The sequence below is a fragment of the Stenotrophomonas sp. B2 genome, from assembly GCF_014947095.1.
In the GTDB taxonomy this organism is placed as follows: domain Bacteria; phylum Pseudomonadota; class Gammaproteobacteria; order Xanthomonadales; family Xanthomonadaceae; genus Stenotrophomonas; species Stenotrophomonas maltophilia_P.
In genome coordinates, this window is sequence record NZ_JADCQA010000005.1 from 1 (window position 1) to 23,935 (window position 23,935).

Consider the following 23,935-nt stretch of genomic DNA (forward strand, 5'->3'; position numbering starts at 1 on the left):
CCCTGCCGGCGAATGTCCCCCGGCGCCGGCCTTCGACCGTCGCCTCCTCCTTTACTTCGCCGGCAGGGCGGCCCGCCCGCGCGCGGCTTGGAGAACGATCCGGATCCGGCTGGGGCACAATGTGCGGATGACGGAACGACTTCGCATTGCCGTGATTGGATACGGCACCGCTGGCCAGGCGATGGCCATCCTGCTGACCCGCGACGGGCACGACGTGGAGATCTTCGAGCGCGTGCCGACCCCTGGGCCGGTCGGCGCCGGTTTCCTGTTGCAGCCCAGCGGCCTGCAGGTGCTGTGGCAGATGGGACTGCTGGAGGCCGTGCGCGCGCATGCCGCGCCGGTGCATCGGCTTTATGGCGACACGCCGTGCGGACGTGCGGTGATGGACATGGGCTATGGCGGCCTCGATGTCCGCCTGCACGGTCTGGGCATGCAGCGCGGCGCCCTGTTCTCGCTGCTGGACCTGGCCCGCGATGGCGCCGGCCAACTGCATGCGGGGACCACCATCGACGCGGTCGATACCGCGCGGGGGCAACTGCGCGACAACGAAGGCCGCACGCATGGCCCGTTTGACCTGGTGGTGGCGGCCGACGGCGCAGCGTCGTCCCTGCGCGCGACCATTGCCGGCGGCGCTGGCCTCGACCGCGTCTATCCGTGGGGCGCATTGTGGTGCCTGCTGCCGGCCGGAGAGTGGCCGCACGTGCAGCAGCTGCGCCAACGCTACGTCGCCGCGCGCAAGATGATCGGCCTGTTGCCGGTGGGCACGCGTCCGGGTGATGACACGCCGCGCCTGAGTTTTTTCTGGAGCCTGCCACGCGCCGACTTCGCGCGTTGGGAAGATGAAGGCATGCAACCATGGCTGCAGGAACTGCATGCGCTCTGGCCCGAGGCCAGCGCACGCTTCGATCACCTGCACGATGCCGGACAGCTGTCCCGGGCGGTTTACCGCGATGCGGTGATGACCCGCTGGCATCAGGGGCGCATGGTCCTGGTCGGCGATGCAGCGCACGCGATGAGCCCGCAGCTGGGGCAGGGCGTGAACATGGCGCTGCTCGATGCGCTGGCGCTGCGAGACGCGCTGCGTGTGCATGGCGCTGGTGAGACGGCACTGCAGGCTTACCAGGCGCAGCGACGTGCGCATGTGGCGGTGTACCAGCGCTGGAGCCGCTGGCTGACGCCGCTGTTCCAGTCCGATCGCGATGCGTGGGCCAAGGCGCGCGACGCGCTGCTTGGCCCGATGGGGCGGCTGCCGGGGGGACGCGGGCACATGCTGCGGGTGCTCAGTGGAACCCAGCACGGCTGGTTCGGTTCGCTTGCTCTGGATCCAGCCTTCCTCGAAGCCCTGGCCCGGTCGCCCGTTGCGCTTGCCACGCAGGCTGCCACGGCGGCTGCGTGAATCGCATCATCACGTGAATTAACGGTTACCTCACCGCGTCTGTGCGACAAGAGTGAAGCACGCCACAGCTGCGTCGCCCGTTTTCCTCTCCGTGATTCGAACATCGCGTGGCCCGGGTGGCGCCGCCGTCGCGGCCTGCTGCGGCCCGGATGTGCTGCGAGTTCACGAGGAGGACGCCATGTTGTTCGCGGTCGAAGAGCTGGAATCGGAAATCTGCAAGCTGCGGGGATTGCTGCAGATGCTGCACGAGGACCAGCCCGACGTTCTGGAGGATGTGTTCGAGTTCCATGTGGGCAGCCTGATCAGTCATGCGCTGCCGGAACACCACACGCACATCCGCGCCTGCGCGCAGGAAATGCTGTCGGCCGTCCAGGCACTGCCGCGCCGGCAGAGCAACGACACGCCCGATTTCCATCTGATGCCGGCGCTGGCGGGCGTCCGGCCGGCCTGACTGTCGCGCCCGCTGGCCTTACCGGCCAGGCATCGCCACCAGACCCTGTTCGACACAGGCGATGCGCCGTTCACCCTGCGCCGGTGCGATGACCCAGCCGCCGGTGAAGGCGGAGAATGCCGGCAGCACCGTCAATCCTTCGCGGAGCCAGAACGCCGGAAAGCGGCGGCGCAGCGCCGGCAGTGCGATCTGCGGATGGATATGGCCGGCAATGACGTGCGCCGCGGGCATGTGCCGTGGTTCATGGCACAGCAGGAACGCGCCCAGTTGCACCTCCTCATGCAGCTCCACCTGCAGCGCCGCGTGCGGCAGGTGCCGATCATGATTGCCGCGTATCACATGCACCGCCAGCGCGGAGTGCTGCTCTCGCCATCCCAGCCATTGCCGGTACCACGCCGCACGATGCGCCGGCCCATGCAGCACATCGCCCAGTATCCACAGCTCGCGGCAAGCCCTTGCCTGCACCAGCCTCTGCAGGCGCTGCAGGTCGTCGCGGGTGCCGCCGGACGGCAGCGCGATGCCGGCGCGGCGGAACAGGTCGGCCTTGCCCAGGTGCAGGTCGGCGATCAGCAAGGCCTGCCGGGCCGGCCACCACAGTGCGCGCGCACCGAGCAGCAGCATGGGTTCACCGCCCAGCGTCACGGCCAGCTCATCGGCCATGGCGTCTCTCCAGCTGCTGTGCGGCACGCAGCACGCGGGTGCGCCAGTCTTCGTTGCTGAACTGTCCTCGCAGGCGCTCGGCCCACAGCGGGAAGCCCAGCGGTGTCAGCGAGGCGGGATGCTGCAGTGACAGTGACTGCGTGCCGATGCGTTCGAGCACCTGCTGCAGGCCCGGCAGATCCAGGCTGTCCTGCAGCACTTCATGCTCGGCCAATGCCAGCAGCAGATGCTCGGGGTCGTGCTCGCGCAGCACGTCGTACAGCAGTCCAGCCGAGGCCTGCAGCTGGCGCAGCGAGCGCGGCGCGCCACCGGGCAGGCTGGGTACCAGCAGGCCAGCGACGCGTGCGATTCCGCGGAACTGGCGTCGCGCGAGCTCGCCCAGATTGACGGCGGCACGCAGGTCCTCAAGCAGCTGATCGGCCGCGAACAGTTCCTTCCATTGCTCCGCCTGCAGCTCGATCGGCTGCGTCGGTGCCAGCACCAGCCCGTGGTCATTGACGGCATAGCCGATGCTGTTGCGCTGCCGGCGCGTGCAGCGCAGCGCCAGCAACGCCGCCAGTGCCTCGTGGATGTGGCGCCCGGCAAAGGGATAGACGAACACGAACTGGCCTTCGCGGCGCCGGACGTCCTCCAGCAGCACGTGCGCGGGCGATGGCCGGGCAGACAGGCGTGACTGCAGTGCCATCAGGGGGGCCAGCCAGCGCGACTCGGCGCTGTCGTCCGCGCCGGACAGCACCGCTTCCAGCTCGCGCCCGAGCGGCATGGACAGGGGCAGCTGACCGCCCTGCCAGCGCGGGACGGTGCCTTCACCGGCCTTGCGGGCCAGGCGCACATAGGCGGTCATGTCGCGCAGCTGTACCAGCTCCAGCATGCGCCCGGCGAACTGGAATCGATCGCCTCTGCGCAGGCGGCTGGCGAACTGTTCTTCCACCGAGCCGAGGCCACCGCCGCGCAGGAACTGCACACGCACGGCGCCATCGCTGCTGATGGTGCCGATCGACAAGCGATGGCGCAGGGCCTGGCGGCGGTCGTGCACGCGATGGTAGCCGTCCGCGTCGAGCACCACCTTGTGGAAGTCCGGGTACTGCGCCAGTGCCCGTCCACCCTGCACGATGAAGTCCAGGACAGCCTGCCATTGCGCGTCGCCCAGCTGCGCGAATGCGTGCGTGCGCCTCACCTGCGCCAGCAGCGAGCGGCTGGTGAATCCCCCCGCCAACGCGCGGCTGACCGCATGCTGGGCGAGCACGTCCAGCGACAGGGTTGGCGGTCGCCTGGCTTCAACCACGCCGTCGCGCAGCGCGCGGCGGACGGCGGCGTACTCGGCCAGTTCCAGCGCATGGCTGGGCACGCACAGGATTCTGCCGCTGGCGCCGGGGCGATGCCTGGCACGGCCGGCGCGCTGGCGCAGCCGCGCCACGCCCTTCGGACTGCCAAGCTGCAGTACCTGATCCACTTCGGGAAAATCGACGCCCAGATCCAGGCTGGAGGTGGCAACCACGCAGCGCATCGCACCGGCGCGCAGGCCGTCCTCCACCTGCTGACGCAGTGCGGGGTCCAGCGAACCGTGGTGCAACGCCAGCGTGGCGGCATCCTCCGGCCACACCGCCGCCAGCGCCTGGTGCCACAGTTCGGCCTGCGCCCGCGTGTTGGTGAACAGCAGACTGCTGCGCGCGGTCATCAGCGCTTCCAGCACGCGCGGAAGCTGCGCCAGGCCAAGATGTCCGGCCCAGGGAAAGCGCTCGCCCGGTGCCGGCAGCAGGCTGCTGACGGTGACCGGACGCTGGCGCGCGCCTTCGACGATGGGTGCATCCGGCCTGTCCGGCAGCAGCACGTCGCGCGCCTGCGGCAGATTGCCCAGCGTGGCCGACAATCCCCACAGCTGCAACGCAGGCGTGGTGTCGCGCAGCAGTGCAAGATTCAGCTGCAGCAGCACGCCGCGCTTGTTGCCCAGCAGTTCATGCCATTCGTCGACCACCACGCAGCGCAGCTGATGCATGCGTGGCAGGGTATCGGGGTAGGTGAGCAGCAGTGCCAGTGATTCGGGCGTGGTCACCAGCACGTCGATGCGCCCTTCGCGCGCCAGGCGCCGCTCGCGCTGGCTGGCGTCGCCGCTGCGCAGGCCCACGCGCCACCCCAGGCCCAGGCCATCGACGACCGATTGCAGTGCGCGTGCGGTGTCGCTGGCCAAGGCACGCAGCGGGGTCACCCACAGCACCTGCAATGGGCGCACCGCGCTGGGGCGGGCGGGTGCGGGTGCGGGCGCGATCATCGCCTGCAGCAGCGGTCCGCCGAACATCGCCAGCGTCTTGCCGCTGCCGGTGGGGGTATGCAGCAGGCCCGATTCGCCTGCCAGGTAGTGACGCCACATGGCGCGCTGGAAGGGCAGGGGTTTCCAGCCGCGGCTGGCAAACCAGCCGTTCAGCCGCTGCAGGGCCTCGCTCCGCGTCATCGTGCCAGGGCCTGCAGCGTCGCCAGCTGATCGGCCTCGCTGGCCGGCTTGTCGTGGCGCCAGCGCAGGATGCGCGGAAAACGCACGGCGATTCCTGATTTGTGCCGTGCACTGCGGTTGACCGCCTCGAAGCCGAGTTCGAACACCTGCTCGGCGCGGACGCTGCGTACCGGCCCGAAGCGCTCGCGGGTGTTGGCGCGGATCCAGCGATCGAGGGCGAGGATTTCCTGATCGTCCAGGCCCGAGTAGGCCTTGGCCACCGGAACCAGCGCATCGCCGTCCCATACGCCGAAGGTGTAATCGGTGTACAGCGTGCTGCGCCGGCCATGGCCGGCCTGTGCGTACAGCAGCACGGCATCGATGGTGAGTGGATCGACCTTCCACTTCCACCAGTCGCCACGGCGCCGGCCGGACTGGTACGCCGAGTTGCGGCGCTTCAGCATCAGGCCCTCCACGCCGCGCTCGCGCGCCGCGTCGCGGAGCGCGGCCGCCCGTGCCCAGTCCCCGGCGGGCACCTCCGGCGACAGCTGGATGCGCGCATCGCCGAGCGTGCCGAGCAGTTCCGCCAGCTGCACGCGCCGCTGCTGGAGCGGCAATGCGCGCAGGTCGTTGCCGTCGCGTTCGAGCAGATCGTAGGCCAGCATCCGCACCGGCGTCGTACGCAGCGTGGTGGCGCCCGGCTTGCGGCGCTGGATGCGGGTCTGCAGGGCGGTAAAAGCTTTCGGAAGATCGGCCGGCTCATCCCAGGCCAGCAGTTCGCCATCCAGCACCGATCCCTCCGGCAGCAGTGCGGCGGCCTGCTCGATCTCGGGGAACCGGCCGTCCAGGCGCTCTTCGCCACGCGACCACAGCGCCACCTCGCCGCGACGACGCAGCAGCTGCAGGCGGATGCCGTCCCATTTCCATTCCAGCAGCCAGTCGTCGATGCTGCCCAGGCGATCACCGGGCTCACCTTCCAGCGGCGAAGCGAGGAAGAACGGATACGGCTGCTGACGGTCCAGCGGCAGTTCTTCCGGCGACAGCAACTGTGCGAGCAGGGTGGGCGAGGGCACCCAGGTGCCCAGCATGCGCTGCGCGATGCGCGCGATGTCCAGTCCGGACAGTTCGGCCAGTGCCTGCTGGACCAGCCGCTGCGACACGCCGACGCGCAGTGCACCGGTCAGCAGCTTGTTGAACACCAGGCGTTCGTTCGCGGGCAGCTGGCGCCAGCCCTCGACCACGGCTGCACGTCGCTCGGGCTCGGGCTGATTGGCCACGGCCAGCAGATGCTGTTCGATCCAGTCGGCCAGAGGGCGGTCCGGCGCCATTGCCGTTGGGTCGTCCAGCAGCAGGGTCAGTGTCTCCGCCAGATCGCCGACCTGCGCATAGCTGTCCTCGACCAGCCACGCAGGCAGTCCGGCTTCCTCGCCGATCCAGCGGCGCAGCTCGCCGCTGGCAGCGATCTTCCGGCGCGCACCCCCGACCTTGCCACCACTGAGCAGGAACAGGGCCCAGGCCGCATCGTGCGGTCGCGCGTGACGGAAGTAATCGACCAGCGCCGCGCGCTTGTCCAGCGTGGCGGTGCTGCGATCGAGGCGTTGGTACAGCGCGGCGAAGGCCTTCATTCCTCGCTCCCGAAATCGGTGCGGAAAGCCTCCGCGGCGACACCGCGTTCGCGCAGGAACGGAATCAGCGCATCGGTGTTGCCATGGGTCGCGATGACGCGGCGTGCGCCGGTCTGCTCGATGGTACGCAGCAACGCGGGCCAGTCGGCGTGGTCGGAGATCACGAAGCCACGATCGACGTTGCGGCGCCGGCGGTTTCCGCGCAGCTGCATCCAACCGGAGGCGAAACCCAGCTGGTGGCGCCCGAAGCGGCGCAGCCAGGGCGTGCCGGCGGCCGAGGGCGGGGCGAGGATCAGCCGTCCGGCCGCATCGGCCTGGCGCCCCTGTTCGGCGACGGCGATCGTGTCCAGCATCGGGATGCCCGCAGCGCGATAGACGGCCACGCCATTGGCGATGGCACCGTGCAGCCATGCCGGCGGTTCGCCCCGTGCCAGCAGCTCGGCCAGCACGCGCTGGGCCTTGCCCAATGCGTAGCAGAGCAGGACGGCGGCTTCGCCGCGCTGCGCGCATTCCTCGCGCCAGGACGCGATCTCGGCAGCCACGGCTGCGGTGTCCGGCCAGCGGTAGATGGGCAGGGCGAAGGTCGCCTCGGTGATGAAGGTATCGCAGGGCACCACTTCGAACGGCGTACAGGTGGGGTCGGGCTGGCGCTTGTAGTCACCGGAGGCGACCCACACCTGCCGGCCATCATCGATGCGCACCTGCGAGGAGCCGAGCACATGACCGGCCGGATGCAGCGACACCTGCACCCGGCCCAGCGCAAAGGGTGCGCCCTCGGCATGCGCGTGCAGCGGTACGTCGCCCAGCCGCCAGCGCAGGATCGGCGCGCTGCCCGTGCTGCAGTGGTATTCGCCCATGCCCGGGCGCGCGTGGTCACCATGACCATGGGTGATGACCGCGCGCGGCACCGGCCGCCAGGGATCGATGTGGAAATCGCCAGCAGCGCAGTACAGCCCTTCCGGGCGCAGCACCACAAGATCGTCGTTGCCTGCCATGGCTGCACTGTGGCGCGCGGCTCGTGCACGGGGTGAGAACCGGCCTGAACGCGGGCTTGGCGCAGCATGCGGCACAATCGGGTCGCATACCTCTTGCCGCCGGATGGATCGCATGAGTGGACCGGGTTTCAGCAGCACTGCCCCCTTCGAGACCCATGTGGTGCTCAATCAGCCGCCACCGTTCGCCGGGCGCCAGCTGTGGACCGATGACGCAGCGTTGATGGAGGCGGTGCATCGCGAAGGCGCCGCAGCCTTCGTCCCGCGCCTGGCGCAGTACGGTGCGCTGGCCGGTGACGAGCTGTACCGGCTCGGATTCGATGCCAACCGCGACCGCCCGCGCCTGCGCACCCACGACGCGCAGGGGCATCGCATCGATACGGTGGAGTTCCATCCGGCCTACCACCAGCTGATGACCGCCGCGAAGGCGCATGGCGTGGCCGGCCTGTCCTGGCATGAGCCGCAGCCGGGTGCGCATGTTGCACGCGCGGCGCTGAGCTATCTGCACCACCAGGCCGAGGCCGGTACCAGTTGCCCGTTGACGATGACCCATGCGGCGGTAGCGGTGCTGCGGTCGCAGCCGAACCTGGCCGAATGGGCGCGCAAGGCCGCCGCACCGGTGTACGACCCGCGCGACGTACCGGTGGCCGACAAGGCCGGCATCACCCTGGGCATGGGCATGACCGAGAAGCAGGGGGGCTCGGATGTGCGCGCCAACACCACGCGAGCAGAGCCCATCGACGGCGAGCGCTATCGGCTGGTCGGCCACAAGTGGTTCTTCTCGGCACCCATGTGCGATGGCTTCCTCGTGCTGGCGCAGGCACCGGGCGGACTGACCTGTCTGCTGATGCCGCGCCGGCTTGCCGATGGCGACCGCAATGCATTCCGCCTGGTGCGGCTGAAGGACAAACTGGGCGATTGGGCCAACGCGTCCAGCGAGGTCGAGTTCTGCGGCGCGCAGGCGTGGCGGGTGGGCGAAGAGGGGCGTGGCGTGGCCACCATCATCGGCATGGTGATGATGACCCGCCTGGACTGCATGCTGGGTGCCGCAGCGGAAATGCGCATGGCGCTGGCGCAGGCGCTGCACCATGCCCGCTACCGCCGCACCTTCGGCCGGTTGCTGGTGGAGCATCCGTTGATGGCCAACGTGCTGGCCGACCTCGCACTGGAATCGGAAGCGGCGACGGTGCTGTCGATGCGCATCGCGCGTGCGGTGGACAGTGCGTCCTTCGATGCCGGCGAGGCGGCGCTGGCCAGGCTGGGCACGGCGCTGGGCAAATACTGGGTGTGCAAGCGGGCGGCGACCTTCGTCAACGAGGCGCAGGAATGCCTGGGCGGCGCGGGCTATGTGGAGGAATCAATGCTGCCGCGCCTGTACCGGCAGGCGCCGCTGAACTCGATCTGGGAAGGCAGCGGCAACATCCAGTGCCTGGATGTGCTGCGGGCACTGGCCCGCGAACCGGAGACGCTGGCCGCACTGCAGGGCGAGCTGTCGGCGGTGGCTGATCGCGATGCGCGCTATGCCGCTGCGCTGCAGCGCTGGGTAACGACCCCGGCACCGGAAGAGTCGCAGGCGCGGATGTTCTGCGAGCGCACCGCATTGCTGCTGCAGGCGGCACTGCTGCTGCGTGCACGCAGTCCGGTGGCGGATGCGTTCATCCGCAGCCGGCTCGGCGGTGAACATGGATGGGTGTTCGGCACCCTGCCGGCCGGGTTGGACCTGTCGGAAATCCTGGCGCGCGCGCTGTCGTAGCGTGGAATTCTGTAGAGCGCCGCAGCGTGGCTGCGGCGCTCTACAGTACCGGACGCGGCTCAGTGCTTGGCTTCTTCCTTGGCCGCGTTCGCCTTCGCGTCATTTGCGACATCACGCGCCTTGTCGGCGACCTTCTGTGCGGCGTCCGCGGTCGCATCGCTGGCGTGTGCAGCGGCGTCGGTGGCGGCGACCTTGGCCTGGTCAGCAGCATTGGCGGTAGCGTCGGCCGCCTTGTCCAGCGCCTGCTGGGTATCGGCCGCCGCCTGCTCGGATGCAGCTGCCGTCTTGTCGGCGGCCTCGCGGGTAGCTGCGGCGGCCTGGTCGACTGCGTCACGGGCGGCGGCGCCTGCGCTGTCGGCAGCCTGCCGCGCATCCTGGCGGGCCTGTTCGGCTTCCGGGCCCTTGCAGGCGGCCAGGCCGATCAGCAGCGAAGCGGCCAGCAGGGACAGGGTCAGCGAGCGGATCTTCATGGCGGTCTCCGGTAGTGCACTGCGGCAATGGATGGGGACGCCAGCCTATTCACGCCCTTGTGAAGGCGGGGTCGCGGAACGCGATGCAAAGAAAAAGCCGCTGGCGAACCAGCGGCTTTTCCAGAACAGCGTGAAGAAAGAAGTTATTACTTCTTGGCTTCTTCAGCAGCGTCCTTGGCCTGCTCGGCGGTGCCTTCGGCAGCCTTGGCAGCGTCCTTGGCCTGTTCAGCAGCAGCGTCGGTAGCGGCGCCAGCAGCCTGGGCAGCGGCGTCAGCCGAAGCGTCAGCAGCGGTGGCGGCGGTGTCGGCGGCCTGCTGGGCAGCGTCGGCGGTCTGGGCGCCAGCAGCGGCGGCCTGATCGGCAGCAGCCTGGGCTTCGGTGGCGGCTTCGTTGGCCGAAGCAGCGGCGTCCTGGGCAGCTTCCTGCTTCGAGCAGGCGGCCAGGGCCAGAGCCAGGGACATCGCGACCAGCAGCTTGTTGATGCTCATTGTGTGAATCCTCGTCGTTAGATTAGGCAACGCGCAACTGCGCGCCGACAACATGATGACAAGCCACGTTTGGCTGTCAAGCGATCCCGCATTCATTTTTGCGAAATCGCAGTTAAACCTTTTTAAATCAATTCGATGGCAATTGCGGTCGCCTCGCCACCACCGATGCACAGGGTGGCAATGCCGCGCTTGCCACCGCGCGTGCGCAGGGCGTTGACCAGGGTCACCACCAGGCGTGCCCCGGATGCGCCGATCGGATGCCCCAATGCGCAGGCCCCACCATTCACGTTGAGCTTGTCATGGGGAATGCCCAGTTCGCGCATCGGGGCCATCGCCACCACGGCGAAGGCTTCGTTGATTTCGAACAGATCCACCTGGTCCAGCGACCAGCCGGTCTTCTGCAGCAATGCGTGGATGGCGCCGATCGGTGCGGTGGTGAACCACTCCGGCTCCTGCGAATGCGTGGCGTGGCCGACGATGCGTGCCAGCGGGGTGATGCCGCGGGCCTTGGCGTCTTCCTCGGTCAGCAGCACCACGGCGGCGGCGCCGTCGGAAATGCTGGACGAGCTGGCAGCGGTCACGCTGCCGTCCTTCTTGAACGCCGGGCGCAGGGTCGGAATCTTGGCGATGTCCGAGCGGCCGGGCTGTTCATCGGTGTCGACCTCGACCTCACCCTTGCGGGTGGCCACCTTCACCGCGACGATCTCGTCGGCGAACGCACCGTTGGCCTGCGCCGCCTGCGCGCGCTTGACCGATTCGATGGCGTAGGCGTCCTGCTCCTCGCGGCTGAACTGGTACTTGTCCACGGCGCACTCGGCGAATTCACCCATGGCCTTGCCGTCGTAGGCGTTGACCAGGCCATCGTGGGCCATGTGGTCCACCGCCTGGAAGTTGCCGAAGCGGTTGCCGGTGCGCGAGTTGGGCAGCAGGTGCGGCGCGTTGGACATCGACTCCATGCCGCCGGCAACCACGACCTTGGCCGAACCGGCTTTGATCAGGTCATGCCCGAGCATGATGGTCTTCATGCCCGAGCCGCACACCTTGTTGAGGGTGCTGGCACCGACGGACAGCGGGATGCCGGCGGCGATCGCGGCCTGGCGGGCGGGCGCCTGGCCAAGGTTGGCCGGCAGCACGCAGCCCATCAGGACTTCGGAAACGTCGCTGGCCGGGACACCGGACTGCTCCAGCGCTGCGGCGATGGCGGCCGCGCCGAGGGTCGGGGTCGGCACACCGTTGAACTGGCCGAGGAAGGAGCCGATGGCGGTGCGTTTGGCGGCGGCGATGACGATGTTGGACATGGCAATCTCGTTGATGCGTAAGCAATGTTCGGAAAGGAGACCGGGGGGCGTTGGATGCGCTCCGGTTTCCCGGCAGACTGCGTGGGGGTCGGCCCAAGTATAGAGGGTCGGGGATGGCTGCCGCTGGATCGCGCCGCATGCCCGCCGGGATGAAGGCGGGCCAACGTTCATGGGATGGAATCGATGGAACGCACGACGATGGCACGGTCGGTCCTGGCAGCGGCGCTGGCGATGGCGCTGACGGCGTGTGGGGGCGGAGGTGGCGGTGGCAACGTGCGCGTTGACCCGCCGCCCACCACGCCGCCGCCCGCACCGCCGCCGCCGACCACGCCGCCCCCGCCCAAACCGCTGGAGCCGGCCTTCGATGCGCACCTGTCGGTCATCCATGCGGGTGCCGCGCAGGCCACCGGTGCCACCGGCAGGGGCGTGCGCATCGGCATCGTCGATTCGGGCGTGCAGCGCGCGGCCGCCGCGCTGAACGGGCGGGTAGTGGCCAACCTCACCTACATCGACCCTGCCCGCAACAATCTGGGCGTGGACGATGTGGTCGGCCATGGCACTGCCGTCGCCAGCCTGGCCGCGGGCGCAGCGGTCGGGCGCTGGCCCGGCGGCATCGCGCCCGGTGCGCAGATCGTGTCGGCGCGGATCATCTCCGACAAGCCGCCGGCGGACGACGGCAGCGGCCAGGGCAATTCCTTCAGCGGCACCCTCGGCGTGGCCCAGGTGCACCGCGACCTGATCAGCTACAACGTCAAGGTGATGAACAATTCCTGGGGCGGTCTGTACTGGACCGACCTGCCCACCACCGCCCAGGTCGCCGGCGAGTACCGGCCTTTCGTCATCAATCACGGCGGGCTGGTGGTGTTCGCCGCGGGCAACGACGCGCGCAGCGAGCCCAGCAGCCTGGCGGCGTTGCCGGGCCAGGCGGGCGTGGCAGGCTCGCGACCGGCTGCGGATCTGGAGCGCGGCTGGCTGGTGGCCACGGCCGTCGATCCCTACGCGCCAGACACGCTGGCCGGTTACGCCAACGCCTGCGGCCAGGCGGCACGCTACTGTCTGGCGGCGCCCGGCAGCGCGGTCTATCCGGATGACGCGGGCACCAGCTATTTCTGGAACTACGGCACGTCCTTCGCCGCACCTCTGGTGTCGGGCGCGGCCGCGCTGGTGTGGGAGCGGTATCCGTACTTCGACAACAACCTGGTACGGCAGACCCTGCTCGGCACGGCCAAGGACATCGGCGCCGCCGGCGTGGACCCGGTGTTCGGCTACGGCCTGCTCGACATCGGCAGGGCCATCAACGGGCCGGGACGTTTCGACTGGGGCGACGTGGTTGCCAATGTCGACGCAGCATCCACCGGTTCGGTCTGGAGCAACGACATCGTCGGCAGTGGCGGCCTGGTCAAGCAGGGCGCCGGCGTGCTGGCGTTGACCGGCAACAGCAGCTACAGCGGTGCCACCCTCATCGAAGGCGGTGTGCTGTCGCTGCGTGACGGCGGCGTGATCCGTTCCAGCGTGAGCATCCTGCCGCAGGCCGATCCATCATCCAGCGGCCTGCAGTTCAATGGCGGCACGCCCCGCGTGGTCGGCAATGTGACCAACGGCAGCAGCGTGTTCCTGACCACTGCCAACACCACGGCGACCATCGAAGGCAACTACGTGCAGCAGGCCGGCGCACAGCTGATGATCGCGCTGGGGGCCAACGCGCTGCAGGTCACCGGCAGCGCCCGTCTGGACGGTGGCGTGCACGTCCACGGATTCGTCGATGGCTACGTGCCGCAGGACGGTACCCGGCAGGATCTGATCCATGCCGCAGCCGGCCTGACCGGCACCTTCAGCACCGCGGCCACATCCAGTGGCCTGCAGGGGCTGGCCCTGCTGCAGACCAGCTATGGCTATGACAGCAACAACGCATGGTTGAACCTGACCCGGATCAGTGTCACCGCTGCTGCGCGTGGGCTCGATGCCGGTGTGCAGACAACTGCGGCGCGGCTGGAAGGCGCGTTCGTCGAACTGGACGGCAACCACGCGTTGCAGGATTCGCCATTCGGTGGCGCAGCGGCCGGCCTGCAGCGCAGCACGGGCCTGGCGGCCACGCTGGAGAGCCTGTCCGGCAAGGCCCACACGCGTGCCGAGGCGGCGACCTTCGACAGCATCGACATGTCGCGACGCGCGGTGGCCGCCCGTTTCGATCGCGTGCAGGCTCTGCCTGCGCTGCGCGGTGCCTGGCAGAGCATGTTGGGTGAGGCAGGGCAGGGCAGTTTCGCCGGCAGCGCCACCGACAGCCGGGGCTGGATGGCCGGTCAGGACGTGCCGCTGGGCAGCCATGGCCTGCTGGGCATGGCGTTCGGTGAAACACGCAGCAACGGTGGCAGTGCCTTCAACGGTGACCGCGGGCAGGACCGCCAGGCGCAGGCGCAGCTGTATGCCGGCTGGAGCGTTGGGCGCGGTTATGCACTGGCGCAGTTCGGCGCAGGGCGGTTCACCCGCGAACTGGACCGGCAGCTGCTGCTGGGTGCAGGTGCCTACGGCGTTTCCGCGCGCTACGGCGGTCGATTCAGCAGCGCCAGTGTCGAAAGCGGCTATCGCTTCGGCACCGTCGGCGCGTCGTTGACACCGTATGTCGGTGCCAGTGGCACGCGGGTGGATACCGCGGCGTTCAACGAGCGCGGCGGCTTCGGTTTCGGCCTGCGGGGTGAAGCCAATCGTACGCAGCGCAGCCAACTGCTGGCGGGGCTGCGCGGCGAGCGCGGCTGGGGACGCTGGACGCTGCGCGGGCACGCCGAATGGCAGCAGCGCCTTCAGGGCGGCGCCGGGGAGTGGCAGGCCAGCTTCGTCGGTGTCGACGCGTGGGCACCGTTGCCCGGTGCCGACTCACCGCGTGGCAGCGCCCTGCTCGGGCTTGCGCTGGAGTCGTGGTGGGGGCGGAGTGGCCGTCTGAGCCTGGGCATCGATCAGCGTGTCGGCGGTGATGACGCACGGCAAGCGGCACTGCGTTACAGCGCCGGGTTCTGATCCATCATGGGCTTGCCGGCGCCCGGAGGGGCGCCGTGCCGAGGCCCGGCAGGGGCGGTCAACCGCCGCGCAGATTGCCCAGGCGCGGGGTGCTGCGGCCCAGCGGCATCTTCAGCTTGCCGATCGACAGGATGCGGCTCTCGGCGATTCGGTCGGCCGCACGTTGCGGCGCGATGTTCTCGCGCTGCGACAGTTCAAAGATGCGTGTCAGGTTGTGGTAGATGCTGCGGATCAGGCGCATCGCGCGCTCGCGGTTGTAGCCATCGATCTCCAGCGACACGTTCATCACGCCACCGGCATTGACCGCGTAATCGGGTGCGTACAGGATGCCGCGCGCGTGCAGTTCATCGCCGATTTCCAGGCTGGACAGCTGGTTGTTGGCGGTGCCACAGATGATCTTGGCCTTGATCCGCGGCAGGGTGTCGGCATTGATCGAGCCTTCCAGCGCGCACGGCGCGAAGACGTCGGCATTCACTTCGTGGATCTCGTCCGGCTTCACTGCTTCGGCGCCGAAATCGCTGACTGCGCGATCGACCAGGGCCGCGTCCAGGTCGGTGACATACAGCTTCGCGCCGCGGTCGCGCAGCAGCTTGACCAGTTCCATGCCGATGTGGCCCAGGCCCTGCACTGCGATGCTGGTCTTGCCCACTTCCTCGTGGCCGAACTTGAAACGCATCGACGCCATCAACGCCTGCAGCGCGCCGTAGGCGGTGAACGGTGCGGGATCTCCGGAGCCGCCATGCACCTGGTGGACGCCGGTCACGAACTGGCTTTCCAGGTAGATGTTCTCCATGTCGTTGACGTCGGTACCGACGTCTTCGGCGGTGATGTAGCGGCCACCCAGCGAATCGACATAGCGACCGAAGGCGCGGAACAGGACTTCGGTCTTGTCCGCTTTCGGATCGCCGATGATCACCGCCTTGCCGCCACCGACATTGAGGCCGGCCAGCGCATTCTTGTAGGTCATCGTCCGGCTCAGCCGCAGCACGTCGGCCAGCGCTTCGTCGGTGCTGGCATAGGGACGCATGCGCACGCCGCCCAGGGCCGGGCCCAGGGTGGTGTTGTGGATGGCGATGATCGCCTTCAGGCCGGCGTCATGGCTGTGGCAGAACACCACCTGTTCGTGGCCGGTGGTGGCGAGGGTTTCGAATAGCATGGCGTCTCCGATGGTGCGAACGGCGGCGAACTGCAGCGAACGACCAGTGAACGGTAGGGTCCCAAAACAAAAAAAGCGACGTCGTCGGTGCAGGGGGACGGGTCGCGCGGCGCCATTCTAGTCCATTCCCCGAGTGTCTGCCGTCGACGTCGATGGGCACTGCGGGTTAAAGAAGATGAAAGCGCGGCCGATGCTGCGTCGATGGCCAGTGGCCGGATCGTGTGAAGAGACAGAGACGGGCCATGGCGAGCGCAGTACGACATCGACAGGATCACGGCCGGTGACGCTGGCCTGGGCACGCAGGGTACGCGGCTGGCTTGCGTCGCTGACCGGCGCGGCGCCGTCGCGTCTGTCGGCGGGGCCGCGTCAGGCGGTGGCCGCTGCGGCTGCCCGCCTGCAGGGAGACCCAGTGCCCCCGGGAGAGATCGCCGCGCAGCTGCAGCGTGGCCTGCACGCGCTGGCGCTGTACCCGCGACTGGCGGGCGAGCCCGGCCCTGTCGATGCCGCCAGCGCCGGACTGGCACAGGCGGTGGCGGACGCGCTGCAGGATCGCGACTGGGCGACGCGGCAGCTGCCGCGCCGGCCGCAGCTGCTGCCGCAGCTGATCCAGACCGTCAACGATGATGCCGCCTCGGCACGGGTGATGGCGGCGATCATCGGCCAGGATCCGGTACTCACGGGCAACCTGCTGCGTATCGCCAACAGTCCCGCGTACAAGGTGCACGAACGCCCGGTCGAGAGCCTGCAGCGGGCGGTGACCCTGGTCGGCACGGAAGGCGTGCGGCAGATCATCAGTGCGGTGCTGGTGCAGCCGGTGATGCAGGTTCAGTGCGAGCGGTTCCCGCAGTTCAGCACGATCACCTGGGAGCACGCCCTGCTGGCATCGCGTGCTGCTGCCGACCACGCACGCAGCGTGAACTCCGGCGATGCCTTCGCTGCGCAGTGGCTGGGCCTGGTGCAGGGACTCGGTGCGGCGCTGGTGATGCGCCAGCTGCTGCAGGAAGCCCAGGCGCGCGGCGAGGACGTGCAGCCGGCCCTGGCCCTGCAGCTGCTGCAGCAGTGGTCGTTGCCGCTGGCGCAGCGGGTGGCCGCCGCCTGGGAGCTGCCCGACCCGGTACACCAGACCCTGGCGGCCGACGCCTCGGGCCCTCTTTCCGACAGCCTGCGGCTGGGCAGCGCAGCGGCGGCGGCGAGCCTGCTGTGCCGGCATGGCCACGCCACCCAGGGCCGCATGCTGGCCCTGCTGGAGCAGCTGCCGTCGGCACCGCCCCATGCGTTGCGCTGGATCTGGCGGCGCCTGCATGGTCGCAGCGTGGAAACACTGGACGACGCCCCGCATGAAGGCGAGGCCAGGGCACACTGAGCGCTACAGCTGCGATTCCACCGGCAGCCAGCTGATGATCCGCGACAGCCAGCGCTGGCGCCGCGTAGCACCTGGCTCGTCCTCCACCCAGCGCGGCGGAGGCTCACGCTCCAGCCAGCGCAGCCGATCGCGGTTGTCCACTGCCAGCCACCAGCTGTGCCTGGCGTCGGCCAGGCGCAGGTACTCGTCGCGCAGCTGCGCGCCCAGCACGGGGTCGTCGAACAGCACCCCCATTTCGGTGTTGAGATAGGCCGAGCGCGGGTCGAGGTTGAAGGAACCGACAAAGCCACGGCGGTCGTCCACCAGGAAGGCCTTGGTGTGCAGGCTGGCCCCGCTGCTGCCGAACAGGCCTGCATCGCCCGGCTGGCCCTGTGCCTTCAGCTCATACAGGTGCATGCCGGCGTTCAGCAGGGGCACGCGGTAGCCCATGTAGCCGCCGTGCACGGCCGCAACGTCGTTGGCGGCAAGGGAGTTGGTCACTATGCCCACGTGCACGCCGCGCGACGCCATTGCCGAGAGCCCGTCCAGGCCCTCGTTGCCCGGCACGAAGTAGGGCGAAATCAACAAGGCCTTGCTGCGCGCGGACTCCAGTTCACCGATCAGCCCGGTAACGAGCCAGCTGCCGCGGTCGTCGTTGCGGTGTTTCATCGGCGGATCCGAGACGATGCGCACGGTGCTGCTCCAGTGCAGCGGCTCGGGGCTGGGACGCTGCCGATGGCGTGATTCGGCCACGCGCGCAAGATAGGGCCGGGCAGCATCGCGCTGCGCTTCATGGTCGGACTCACGCACCAGAAGGCGAAGCTGCGGGTCGGTATGGAAGGCCAGCGCGGAGACCGGAATCGCCGCCGGGCTGTTCCAGTAGTCGTCGAATATCCGGTTCGCCTGTGCAACGGCAGGGCCGGCGACCAGCAGGTCCAGGTCCTGGAAGTTCACATCCGTGCGCGCGCTGAAATACTCCTCGCCGATGTTGCGGCCACCGACGATGGCGACACGGCCATCGGCGATCCAGCTCTTGTTGTGCATGCGGTGGTTCACGCTGAAGAAGCGCTGCACCATCTCCACCATGCGCAGGATGCCGCTGCGGTTGCGGAACGGATTGTAGAGCCGGATCTCGATGTTCGGATGCCGGTCCAGCGCCATCATCAGCGCGTCCTTGTCCTTGGCATTCATGTCGTCGAGCAGGATGCGCACGCGCACCCCGCGCTCGGCGGCGTCATGCAGCGCTCTGGCCATCAGGTGACCGATCAGGTCGTCGTGCCAGATGTAGTACTGCAGGTCCAGACTGCGCCCGGCCTGCGCGGTGATCATCGCGCGCGCCGCGAATGCATCCATGCCATCGCCGAGGAAGGCCACGCCGGATTGCCCGGGGTGCGCCTCCTGCAGCGGCACGACCTGCTGGTCGATGCGGGTCTGCGCCGGTTGCAGCGGCAGTACGTGCGACCGCTCACCGTGCGCCTGTGGCGTCAGGTGGTCGGCCAGCAGCAGTCCGGACAGGACCAGCAGCAGGAGGATGGCGAAGATGATCGCAACGACGCGCAACAGGCGTCGCCACACAGGCGCAGGCGGGCTCATGGCCCCATGCTAGTGGATCGGCGTGCCGCGCGGCGGCGCGCGTCAGAACCGTTCGTCGCTGCCCACGTAGCGCCACTGTCCCGGCGGCAGCGGGCCCAGTGCCACCCGGCCGATGCGCAGGCGGCGCAGGGCGGTGACCTGCAGGCCAGCGGCAGCCACCGCGGTCTTCAGGCCCTTGGCCGTCAGCCCCTTGCCGGCGAAGCGCAGCCGCTGCTCGCTCTGCCAGCTCACCTTGGCCCCGCCCGACTCCTGCTGCAGCCGGGCCAGCAGCCAGGGGCCCCGTTCCGGCCCGCCTTCTGCCACTTCGACCAGATACTCCTGTTCGGTGCGGCCGAGATTGCGCTGCAGGTGGGCCAGCGTGGCCGGGTCCTGGCTGACCACGACCAGGCCGCTGTCTGCCGCGGGCAGGGACGCAGCCAGCTGCAACCCGTGGAAATGGCGCTGCAGTGGCCGGATGCCGCTGGCGTCCAGAGCGCTGTGGCTGTTGCTGCTGACCAGCGCACACAGGGTTTCGGCGGCAGCACCAGCCGGCTTGTGCAGCAGCATGCCCACGCGCTCGGCCTTGCTGTCATTGGCCTGTTCATCGACCACGATCACCGCAGTGTCATCGACCGGGCGCTGTGGCTGTTCGACCACCTCGCCATCGACCGTGACCCAGCCACCTTCAATGTAGCGCCGCGCTTCGCCGCGCGGGATGCCGAGCAGGGCGGACAAGCGTTTGTCGAGGCGTATCGGTTCCATGGGCGGGCAGGTCGGGCGGGGGCCGCGCAGTGTAGCCCCTGCGCGCGGTCAGCGCTGGCTGCGGTTGGCCAGCTCGGTCAGGTACAGGCGGGTGTCGAATTCCAGCTGCAGGTAATCGGGCTCCATGTGCTGGCAGAGCTGGTAGAAGGCCTTGTTGTGGTCGGCTTCCTTCAGATGCGCCAGCTCGTGCACCACGATCATGCGCAGGAAGGCGGCCGGCGCCTGCCGGAACACCGTGGCGATGCGGATCTCACGGCTGGCCTTGAGGCGGCTGCCATGCACGCGGGAAATGGCGGTATGCGTGCCCAATGCATGCTTGATCACTTCCAGCGTGTTGTCGTAGCAGACCTTGTTGAGCGGTACCGACTTGCGCAGGTAGCGGTCTTTCAGCTCCTGGGTGTAGTCGTAGAGCTGGCGGTCGCTGCGCACCTCATGGGGCTCGGGATAGCGCTGCTGCAGCCACGGGCCGAGCCGGCCCTGCGCCAGCAGTTCGCTGACCTGGGCGACCAGGGGTTCGGGATAACCGGTGAGGTACTTCAGGACTGCCATGCAGGGGCGGCGGGGCGTCGGTAGAATGGGGGCATCCAAGATTACACGCGGTACGCACCGACCATGGCAAAGCCCAACGCGCTGCAGGAACAATTGCTCAAGGCCGGCCTGGCCAAGAAGTCGCAGGCCAGCGCCGCCGCACGCGAACAGGCCAAGGCGCGCCAGGGCAAGGCTGAATCGACGTCGGCCGAGGTCCAGCGTGAGGCTGAACGCGCCCGCGCCGAGAAGATCGAGCGTGATCGTGCCCTGGCCGCCGAGCGCAACGCACAGGCCAGGCTGGCCGAGCAGAAGGCGCAGGCAAAGCAGATCATCGCTGCCCATGCCGTGCCGCATAAGGGCGAGGACGAGTATCGCTTCAGCGATGGCAGCACGATCCGCACCCTGCTGATCGACCCCAAGCTGCGCAAGGCGCTGTCGGTGGGCGTGCTGGTCATCGTCGCCCAGGGCGAGGGTTACGCGTTGCTGCCCCGTGCTGCGGCGGAAAAGGTGCGCGAGCGCGCGCCGGAAGCCATCGTGGTCGACCACGGGCAGCCGGGCTCGACGGAGGAGATCTCCACCGGCAACGCCGAAGATGATGCCTACTACGCGCAGTTCCAGATTCCTGACGATCTGGTCTGGTAAGCCGCTGCCGCAGGCGTCCCCACGGGCAGACAGGTAGCTGAAGCACGGGCCGGGCGGGGCACTGCCCGGCCTTTTCCGTGGGTGTATCGTCCCCATATCAGGCCACACACCTGCGGAGGACGGACATGGCTACCGGTTGGGCGGGAGATGGCGCGGTCCAGGACCAGATCGACGCGACGGTAGACGATGCGATTGCCCGCGCGCGGCGCCAGCTGCGCCAGGGCCCGGGTCTGGAGCACTGCGAGGAATGCGACGCACCGATTCCGTTGGCGCGGCGCAACGCCGTGCCCGGCGTACGGCTGTGCGTGGCCTGCCAGCAGGCGCACGATGAGGAAGAGCAGGCGCACAGCAGCTACAACCGTCGCGGCAGCAAAGACAGCCAGCTGCGTTGATGTGGGCGGCTCAACCGTCGCCCTGGATGCCGCCCGGCGCCTGTGCCGGATCGCGCCAGCGGCGTACGGTGCGCTGGAAGAACAGGTTGTTCGGCAGCTGCAGCACCGTGCCTTCGTGGCCTTCGCCGGTCTCCTGCAACGTGGTGTAGATCAGGTTCACATCGATCACCCGGCCCTTCAGTCCGGGCTTCTCGCCGTTCTCCAGCACCTCGATGTAGTCATGCAGGCGGAACGGGCGGGTAGTGAAGATCAGCAGCGTGCAGAAGATGTTGGAGAGCACGCTCCAGGCCGCGAAGAAGGCCACCGCACCGACGGCTGCAAAGCCCGTGAATGCCGTCCACAGCACTGCCGGTGAGGCCCCCAGCAGGCTCAGGATGTACAGCAGTGCACTGAAATAGACCACGAAACTGGTGATGCGGCGCGCGCCCATCACCATTTCCGGCGGCAGGGTGTAGTGGTCGGCGAAGCGGCGGATCAGGCGGCGCGCCAGCAGCCGCAGCAGCCAGGCGGCCAGCAGGACGAGCGCGATCTGCAGGGCGATGCCCATGTTGTGCAGCCAGGGATGGGTCCAGGCCGGCAGGTGATCCTTCAGCGACAACATCATGGGGCGACAGCAGGTAGCGGTGGTGGTCGCCGATGTTACCCGGCACGTGCCGGCGATTCGACCATCGGCCTCCACGCCAGGCACACCAGCTCCTGGCGCTGCTGCTGCAGGCAGGCCCGGCCGCGCTCGGGGTGGAGCTGCAGCGACAGGCCAAGCACCTGCAGCGCGACGCAGGCAGCGACGGCCAGCAGGGCGGCACACGATGGGCTGGACATGGCGGGCTCCCGGACGGTATTTCACGAAGGACCCTCCATGGATGCAGCGGCCGCCGAAAAGGTTGCATCGTGCCTGGCAGGAATCCGATCTAAACCTTCTGCGGGACTGGCGCATCCAAGGACTATGCTCGACACCACCATGCCCGCACCGCCTGCTGCCTCCGACGCCGTCGACGAACCCGCCCTGGTACGGGCGGCAGCCGGTGGCGATACAGCGGCCTACGAACTGCTGTATCGACGCCATGCGCCACGGGTGTTCGCCGTGCTGTGGAGGCTGTGTGGCGGCCAGCAGGCACGTGCGGAGGATGCGCTGCAGGAAGCGTTCCTGCAGGCGTGGAAGGCACTGCCCGGGTTCCGCTTCGAAAGCAGCCTGTCGACCTGGCTGCATCGTCTCGGGGTCAACGCCGCGCTGATGGAACTGCGCGGCCGGGCGGGAGGACACGATCACGACAGCCTGGATGACGTGGACGGTGGTGTACCGGAGCTGGCCGTGCATGACCGCTGCGCCGGCACGGAGCGCGACCTGGAACGTGCGCTGGCGACGCTGCCCCCGCGGGCGCGGGCGGTGCTGGTGCTGCATGACATCGAAGGCTGGAAACACCAGGAAATCGCCGAGCAGCTGCAGATGGCTGTCGGCAGTTCCAAGGCACAGTTGCATCGTGCGCGTGGCTTGCTGCGTGCACGGCTGGGAGACATGACATGACGATGAACGACCCCGACTACGACCACGACCTGCTCGCGCGCCTGCGCGCCTTGCCCCGCGAGCGCAGCGTTCCGGAGGACGGCTGGGCGCGGCTGTCGGCCAGCCTGCCACCGCGCGGGTCCGCCCCCGGACCGCTCCCGGCAGCAGGCAAGGTGGTGGCGATGACGCCGCGTCCGCGACGGCGCTGGTGGCTGCCGGTGGGCGCGGCGCTGGCCGCCAGCCTGGCGGTCTACGTGGTGGCACCGTGGTGGCAGCCGCCGCAGGCCACGCCGGCGCCTTCCGGGCTGCAGCTGCAGGCCGCAGCGATGACCGAGCAGTACCAGCAGGCGGTGGCCTCCCTGCCGCAGGGCGGGGCAGCGGAGTGGCAACCGGCCCTGCACGAACTCGACCGCAGCGCGGAGCAGATCCGCGCTGCGATGGCGCAGGATCCACGTGCGCCGCACCTGCTTGGACAGCTCAAGCGCACCTATGCGCTGCGGCTGGAACTGACCCGGCAGGCGGCGCAGGCCGCCGCCGGACTGACAACCTGAGGAGACCCATGATGCGACCCCTTCTTTTCTGCTGCGCCGCGCTGCTGCTGGTACCGGCTGTGGCACTGGCCGACACGCGCGTCGACGAACGCCATGCACTCGCCACCGGTGGCCGGATTGAACTGAGCAACGTGGCCGGCAAGGTCACCGTGCGCGGCTGGGACCGCAACGAGGTCCAGCTCACCGGCAGCCTCAGCGACGGCCTGCAGCTGCGTCAGGAGAAGAGTGCCAACCGCGTGCGGTGGGAGGTGGAATATCCACGCCGCAGCAACAATGGCGGGGCCACCCTGGTGCTGAACGTGCCGCGCTCGGCGGAACTGCTGCTCAGCACCGTCAGTGCGAGCCAGGACATCAGTGGCATCGATGTGCGTCGGCTGCAGGCCGATACGGTCAGCGGCAGCCTGTCCGCGGCAGGCCGCAGCGGCGACACCAAGCTCAACACGGTCAGCGGCAGCGTCACTGCCCGCCTGCAGACGCCGCGGCTGGACGTGAACACCGTCAGCGGCCGCATTGACGCGGGGGGAGGCGTGTCCGGCGACATCGGTGCGCAGACCGTGTCCGGACGCGTGGATGTCGATGCGGGGCGCATCCAGCGCCTGGCGGTGGAGACGGTGTCAGGCAGCATCGAACTGGCCGCTGCCGGTCTGGCGCCGGGGGGGCGCATCAACGTCGAATCGGTGAGCGCATCGGTCAATCTGCGGTTGCCGCGGACCGTATCGGCGCAGCTGTCGGTGAACAGCTTCAGCGGCTCGATCAACAGTGATGCCGGCACGGTGGAGCGGCCGCGTTATGGGCCGGGCAGCAATCTCGACACGCGGCTGGGGGGCGGTGACGGCGATATCCGCATCCAGTCGCATTCGGGCAGCGTGCGGGTCCGACTGGACCGCTGAGCATCGACCGGCAGGCCGCGGCGGCA

Annotated in this window: 23 protein-coding genes; 10 read left to right on the forward strand and 13 right to left on the reverse strand. The window is 68.9% G+C overall.

What is annotated here, in order from left to right; genetic code table 11:
• Nucleotides 1-127: 127 nt before the first annotated feature.
• A complete protein-coding gene (locus tag IMX13_RS06680) occupies nucleotides 128-1,396 on the forward strand; it encodes an NAD(P)/FAD-dependent oxidoreductase (RefSeq protein WP_193396073.1) in 1,269 nt (422 codons plus the stop codon).
• Nucleotides 1,397-1,574: 178 nt separating this feature from the next.
• A complete protein-coding gene (locus IMX13_RS06685; RefSeq protein ID WP_053519542.1) occupies nucleotides 1,575-1,847 on the forward strand; it encodes a hypothetical protein in 273 nt (90 codons plus the stop codon).
• An 18-nt stretch (nucleotides 1,848-1,865) separates the two neighbouring features.
• On the opposite strand, the gene pdeM is transcribed toward IMX13_RS06685, so the two are convergent.
• Genes pdeM through IMX13_RS06705 form a run of 4 tightly spaced genes read right to left on the reverse strand, consistent with a single transcriptional unit; the run spans nucleotide 1,866 to nucleotide 7,555 of the window.
• Nucleotides 1,866-2,507 carry a ligase-associated DNA damage response endonuclease PdeM gene (pdeM, locus tag IMX13_RS06690; RefSeq protein WP_065181810.1) on the reverse strand — a complete coding sequence of 214 codons (642 nt, stop codon included), beginning with the start codon at nucleotides 2,505-2,507 and terminating at the stop codon, nucleotides 1,866-1,868.
• Nucleotides 2,497-4,956 (reverse strand): ligase-associated DNA damage response DEXH box helicase, encoded by a 2,460-nt coding sequence (locus IMX13_RS06695; protein ID WP_193396074.1) that lies wholly within the window; start codon nucleotides 4,954-4,956, stop codon nucleotides 2,497-2,499. The genes pdeM and IMX13_RS06695 overlap by 11 nt, the downstream gene beginning before the upstream one ends.
• Complete coding sequence (locus tag IMX13_RS06700; RefSeq protein WP_053519545.1) at nucleotides 4,953-6,560, reverse strand: ATP-dependent DNA ligase; 1,608 nt, start codon at nucleotides 6,558-6,560, stop codon at nucleotides 4,953-4,955. The genes IMX13_RS06695 and IMX13_RS06700 overlap by 4 nt, the downstream gene beginning before the upstream one ends.
• Nucleotides 6,557-7,555 (reverse strand): ligase-associated DNA damage response exonuclease, encoded by a 999-nt coding sequence (locus tag IMX13_RS06705; RefSeq protein ID WP_053519546.1) that lies wholly within the window; start codon nucleotides 7,553-7,555, stop codon nucleotides 6,557-6,559. The genes IMX13_RS06700 and IMX13_RS06705 overlap by 4 nt, the downstream gene beginning before the upstream one ends.
• A 112-nt stretch (nucleotides 7,556-7,667) precedes the next feature.
• On the opposite strand from IMX13_RS06705, the gene IMX13_RS06710 reads away from it, so the two are divergent.
• Nucleotides 7,668-9,305, forward strand: coding sequence for an acyl-CoA dehydrogenase family protein (locus IMX13_RS06710; protein ID WP_193396075.1), 1,638 nt, complete (start codon nucleotides 7,668-7,670; stop codon nucleotides 9,303-9,305).
• 59 nt (nucleotides 9,306-9,364) lie between these two features.
• On the opposite strand, the gene IMX13_RS06715 is transcribed toward IMX13_RS06710, so the two are convergent.
• The 3 genes from IMX13_RS06715 to IMX13_RS06725 all read right to left on the reverse strand — a co-directional run bounded on the left by IMX13_RS06715 (nucleotide 9,365) and on the right by IMX13_RS06725 (nucleotide 11,561).
• A complete protein-coding gene (locus tag IMX13_RS06715; RefSeq protein ID WP_053519548.1) occupies nucleotides 9,365-9,775 on the reverse strand; it encodes a hypothetical protein in 411 nt (136 codons plus the stop codon).
• Between the two features lie 146 nt (nucleotides 9,776-9,921).
• Complete coding sequence (locus IMX13_RS06720; RefSeq protein WP_053519549.1) at nucleotides 9,922-10,263, reverse strand: hypothetical protein; 342 nt, start codon at nucleotides 10,261-10,263, stop codon at nucleotides 9,922-9,924.
• Between the two features lie 122 nt (nucleotides 10,264-10,385).
• A complete protein-coding gene (locus IMX13_RS06725) occupies nucleotides 10,386-11,561 on the reverse strand; it encodes a thiolase family protein (protein WP_053519550.1) in 1,176 nt (391 codons plus the stop codon).
• Nucleotides 11,562-11,744: 183 nt separating this feature from the next.
• On the opposite strand from IMX13_RS06725, the gene IMX13_RS06730 reads away from it, so the two are divergent.
• Nucleotides 11,745-14,573, forward strand: coding sequence for an autotransporter serine protease (locus IMX13_RS06730; protein WP_193396076.1), 2,829 nt, complete (start codon nucleotides 11,745-11,747; stop codon nucleotides 14,571-14,573).
• A gap of 58 nt (nucleotides 14,574-14,631) precedes the next feature.
• On the opposite strand, the gene IMX13_RS06735 is transcribed toward IMX13_RS06730, so the two are convergent.
• Nucleotides 14,632-15,729 (reverse strand): Glu/Leu/Phe/Val dehydrogenase dimerization domain-containing protein, encoded by a 1,098-nt coding sequence (locus IMX13_RS06735; protein ID WP_053519551.1) that lies wholly within the window; start codon nucleotides 15,727-15,729, stop codon nucleotides 14,632-14,634.
• A 280-nt stretch (nucleotides 15,730-16,009) separates the two neighbouring features.
• On the opposite strand from IMX13_RS06735, the gene IMX13_RS06740 reads away from it, so the two are divergent.
• On the forward strand, nucleotides 16,010-17,092 hold the full coding sequence (locus IMX13_RS06740; protein ID WP_065181815.1) for an HDOD domain-containing protein: 1,083 nt from the start codon (nucleotides 16,010-16,012) through the stop codon (nucleotides 17,090-17,092).
• Nucleotides 17,093-17,095: 3 nt separating this feature from the next.
• On the opposite strand, the gene IMX13_RS06745 is transcribed toward IMX13_RS06740, so the two are convergent.
• From IMX13_RS06745 to IMX13_RS06755, 3 genes are read right to left on the reverse strand one after another with little or no spacing between them, the layout of a single operon-like run.
• The gene (locus IMX13_RS06745) at nucleotides 17,096-18,664 is read right to left on the reverse strand and encodes a phospholipase D family protein (protein ID WP_193396077.1); all 1,569 of its coding nucleotides are present in this window, start codon (nucleotides 18,662-18,664) and stop codon (nucleotides 17,096-17,098) included.
• A 42-nt stretch (nucleotides 18,665-18,706) separates the two neighbouring features.
• Complete coding sequence (locus IMX13_RS06750; RefSeq protein WP_065181817.1) at nucleotides 18,707-19,405, reverse strand: RNA pseudouridine synthase; 699 nt, start codon at nucleotides 19,403-19,405, stop codon at nucleotides 18,707-18,709.
• A gap of 48 nt (nucleotides 19,406-19,453) precedes the next feature.
• Entirely contained in the window at nucleotides 19,454-19,954 is a 501-nt protein-coding gene (locus IMX13_RS06755) for a M48 family metallopeptidase (protein WP_053519555.1), read from the reverse strand.
• Nucleotides 19,955-20,017: 63 nt separating this feature from the next.
• On the opposite strand from IMX13_RS06755, the gene IMX13_RS06760 reads away from it, so the two are divergent.
• Nucleotides 20,018-20,575, forward strand: a complete 558-nt coding sequence (locus IMX13_RS06760) for a DUF2058 domain-containing protein (protein WP_053519556.1) — start codon at nucleotides 20,018-20,020, stop codon at nucleotides 20,573-20,575.
• Nucleotides 20,576-20,700: 125 nt separating this feature from the next.
• Complete coding sequence (locus IMX13_RS06765) at nucleotides 20,701-20,967, forward strand: DksA/TraR family C4-type zinc finger protein (protein WP_053519557.1); 267 nt, start codon at nucleotides 20,701-20,703, stop codon at nucleotides 20,965-20,967.
• Between the two features lie 10 nt (nucleotides 20,968-20,977).
• Here the strand turns inward: IMX13_RS06765 and IMX13_RS06770 are convergent, their stop codons facing one another.
• Entirely contained in the window at nucleotides 20,978-21,571 is a 594-nt protein-coding gene (locus IMX13_RS06770) for a mechanosensitive ion channel family protein (protein ID WP_080375333.1), read from the reverse strand.
• Nucleotides 21,572-21,606: 35 nt separating this feature from the next.
• Complete coding sequence (locus tag IMX13_RS06775; protein ID WP_053519558.1) at nucleotides 21,607-21,786, reverse strand: hypothetical protein; 180 nt, start codon at nucleotides 21,784-21,786, stop codon at nucleotides 21,607-21,609.
• Nucleotides 21,787-21,910: 124 nt separating this feature from the next.
• On the opposite strand from IMX13_RS06775, the gene IMX13_RS06780 reads away from it, so the two are divergent.
• Genes IMX13_RS06780 through IMX13_RS06790 form a run of 3 tightly spaced genes read left to right on the forward strand, consistent with a single transcriptional unit; the run spans nucleotide 21,911 to nucleotide 23,909 of the window.
• Entirely contained in the window at nucleotides 21,911-22,489 is a 579-nt protein-coding gene (locus IMX13_RS06780) for an RNA polymerase sigma factor (protein ID WP_065174854.1), read from the forward strand.
• Nucleotides 22,486-23,019 (forward strand): hypothetical protein, encoded by a 534-nt coding sequence (locus IMX13_RS06785; RefSeq protein WP_111186407.1) that lies wholly within the window; start codon nucleotides 22,486-22,488, stop codon nucleotides 23,017-23,019. The genes IMX13_RS06780 and IMX13_RS06785 overlap by 4 nt, the downstream gene beginning before the upstream one ends.
• Before the next feature lie 8 nt (nucleotides 23,020-23,027).
• Nucleotides 23,028-23,909, forward strand: a complete 882-nt coding sequence (locus IMX13_RS06790) for a DUF4097 family beta strand repeat-containing protein (protein WP_053519561.1) — start codon at nucleotides 23,028-23,030, stop codon at nucleotides 23,907-23,909.
• Nucleotides 23,910-23,935: the final 26 nt, after the last annotated feature.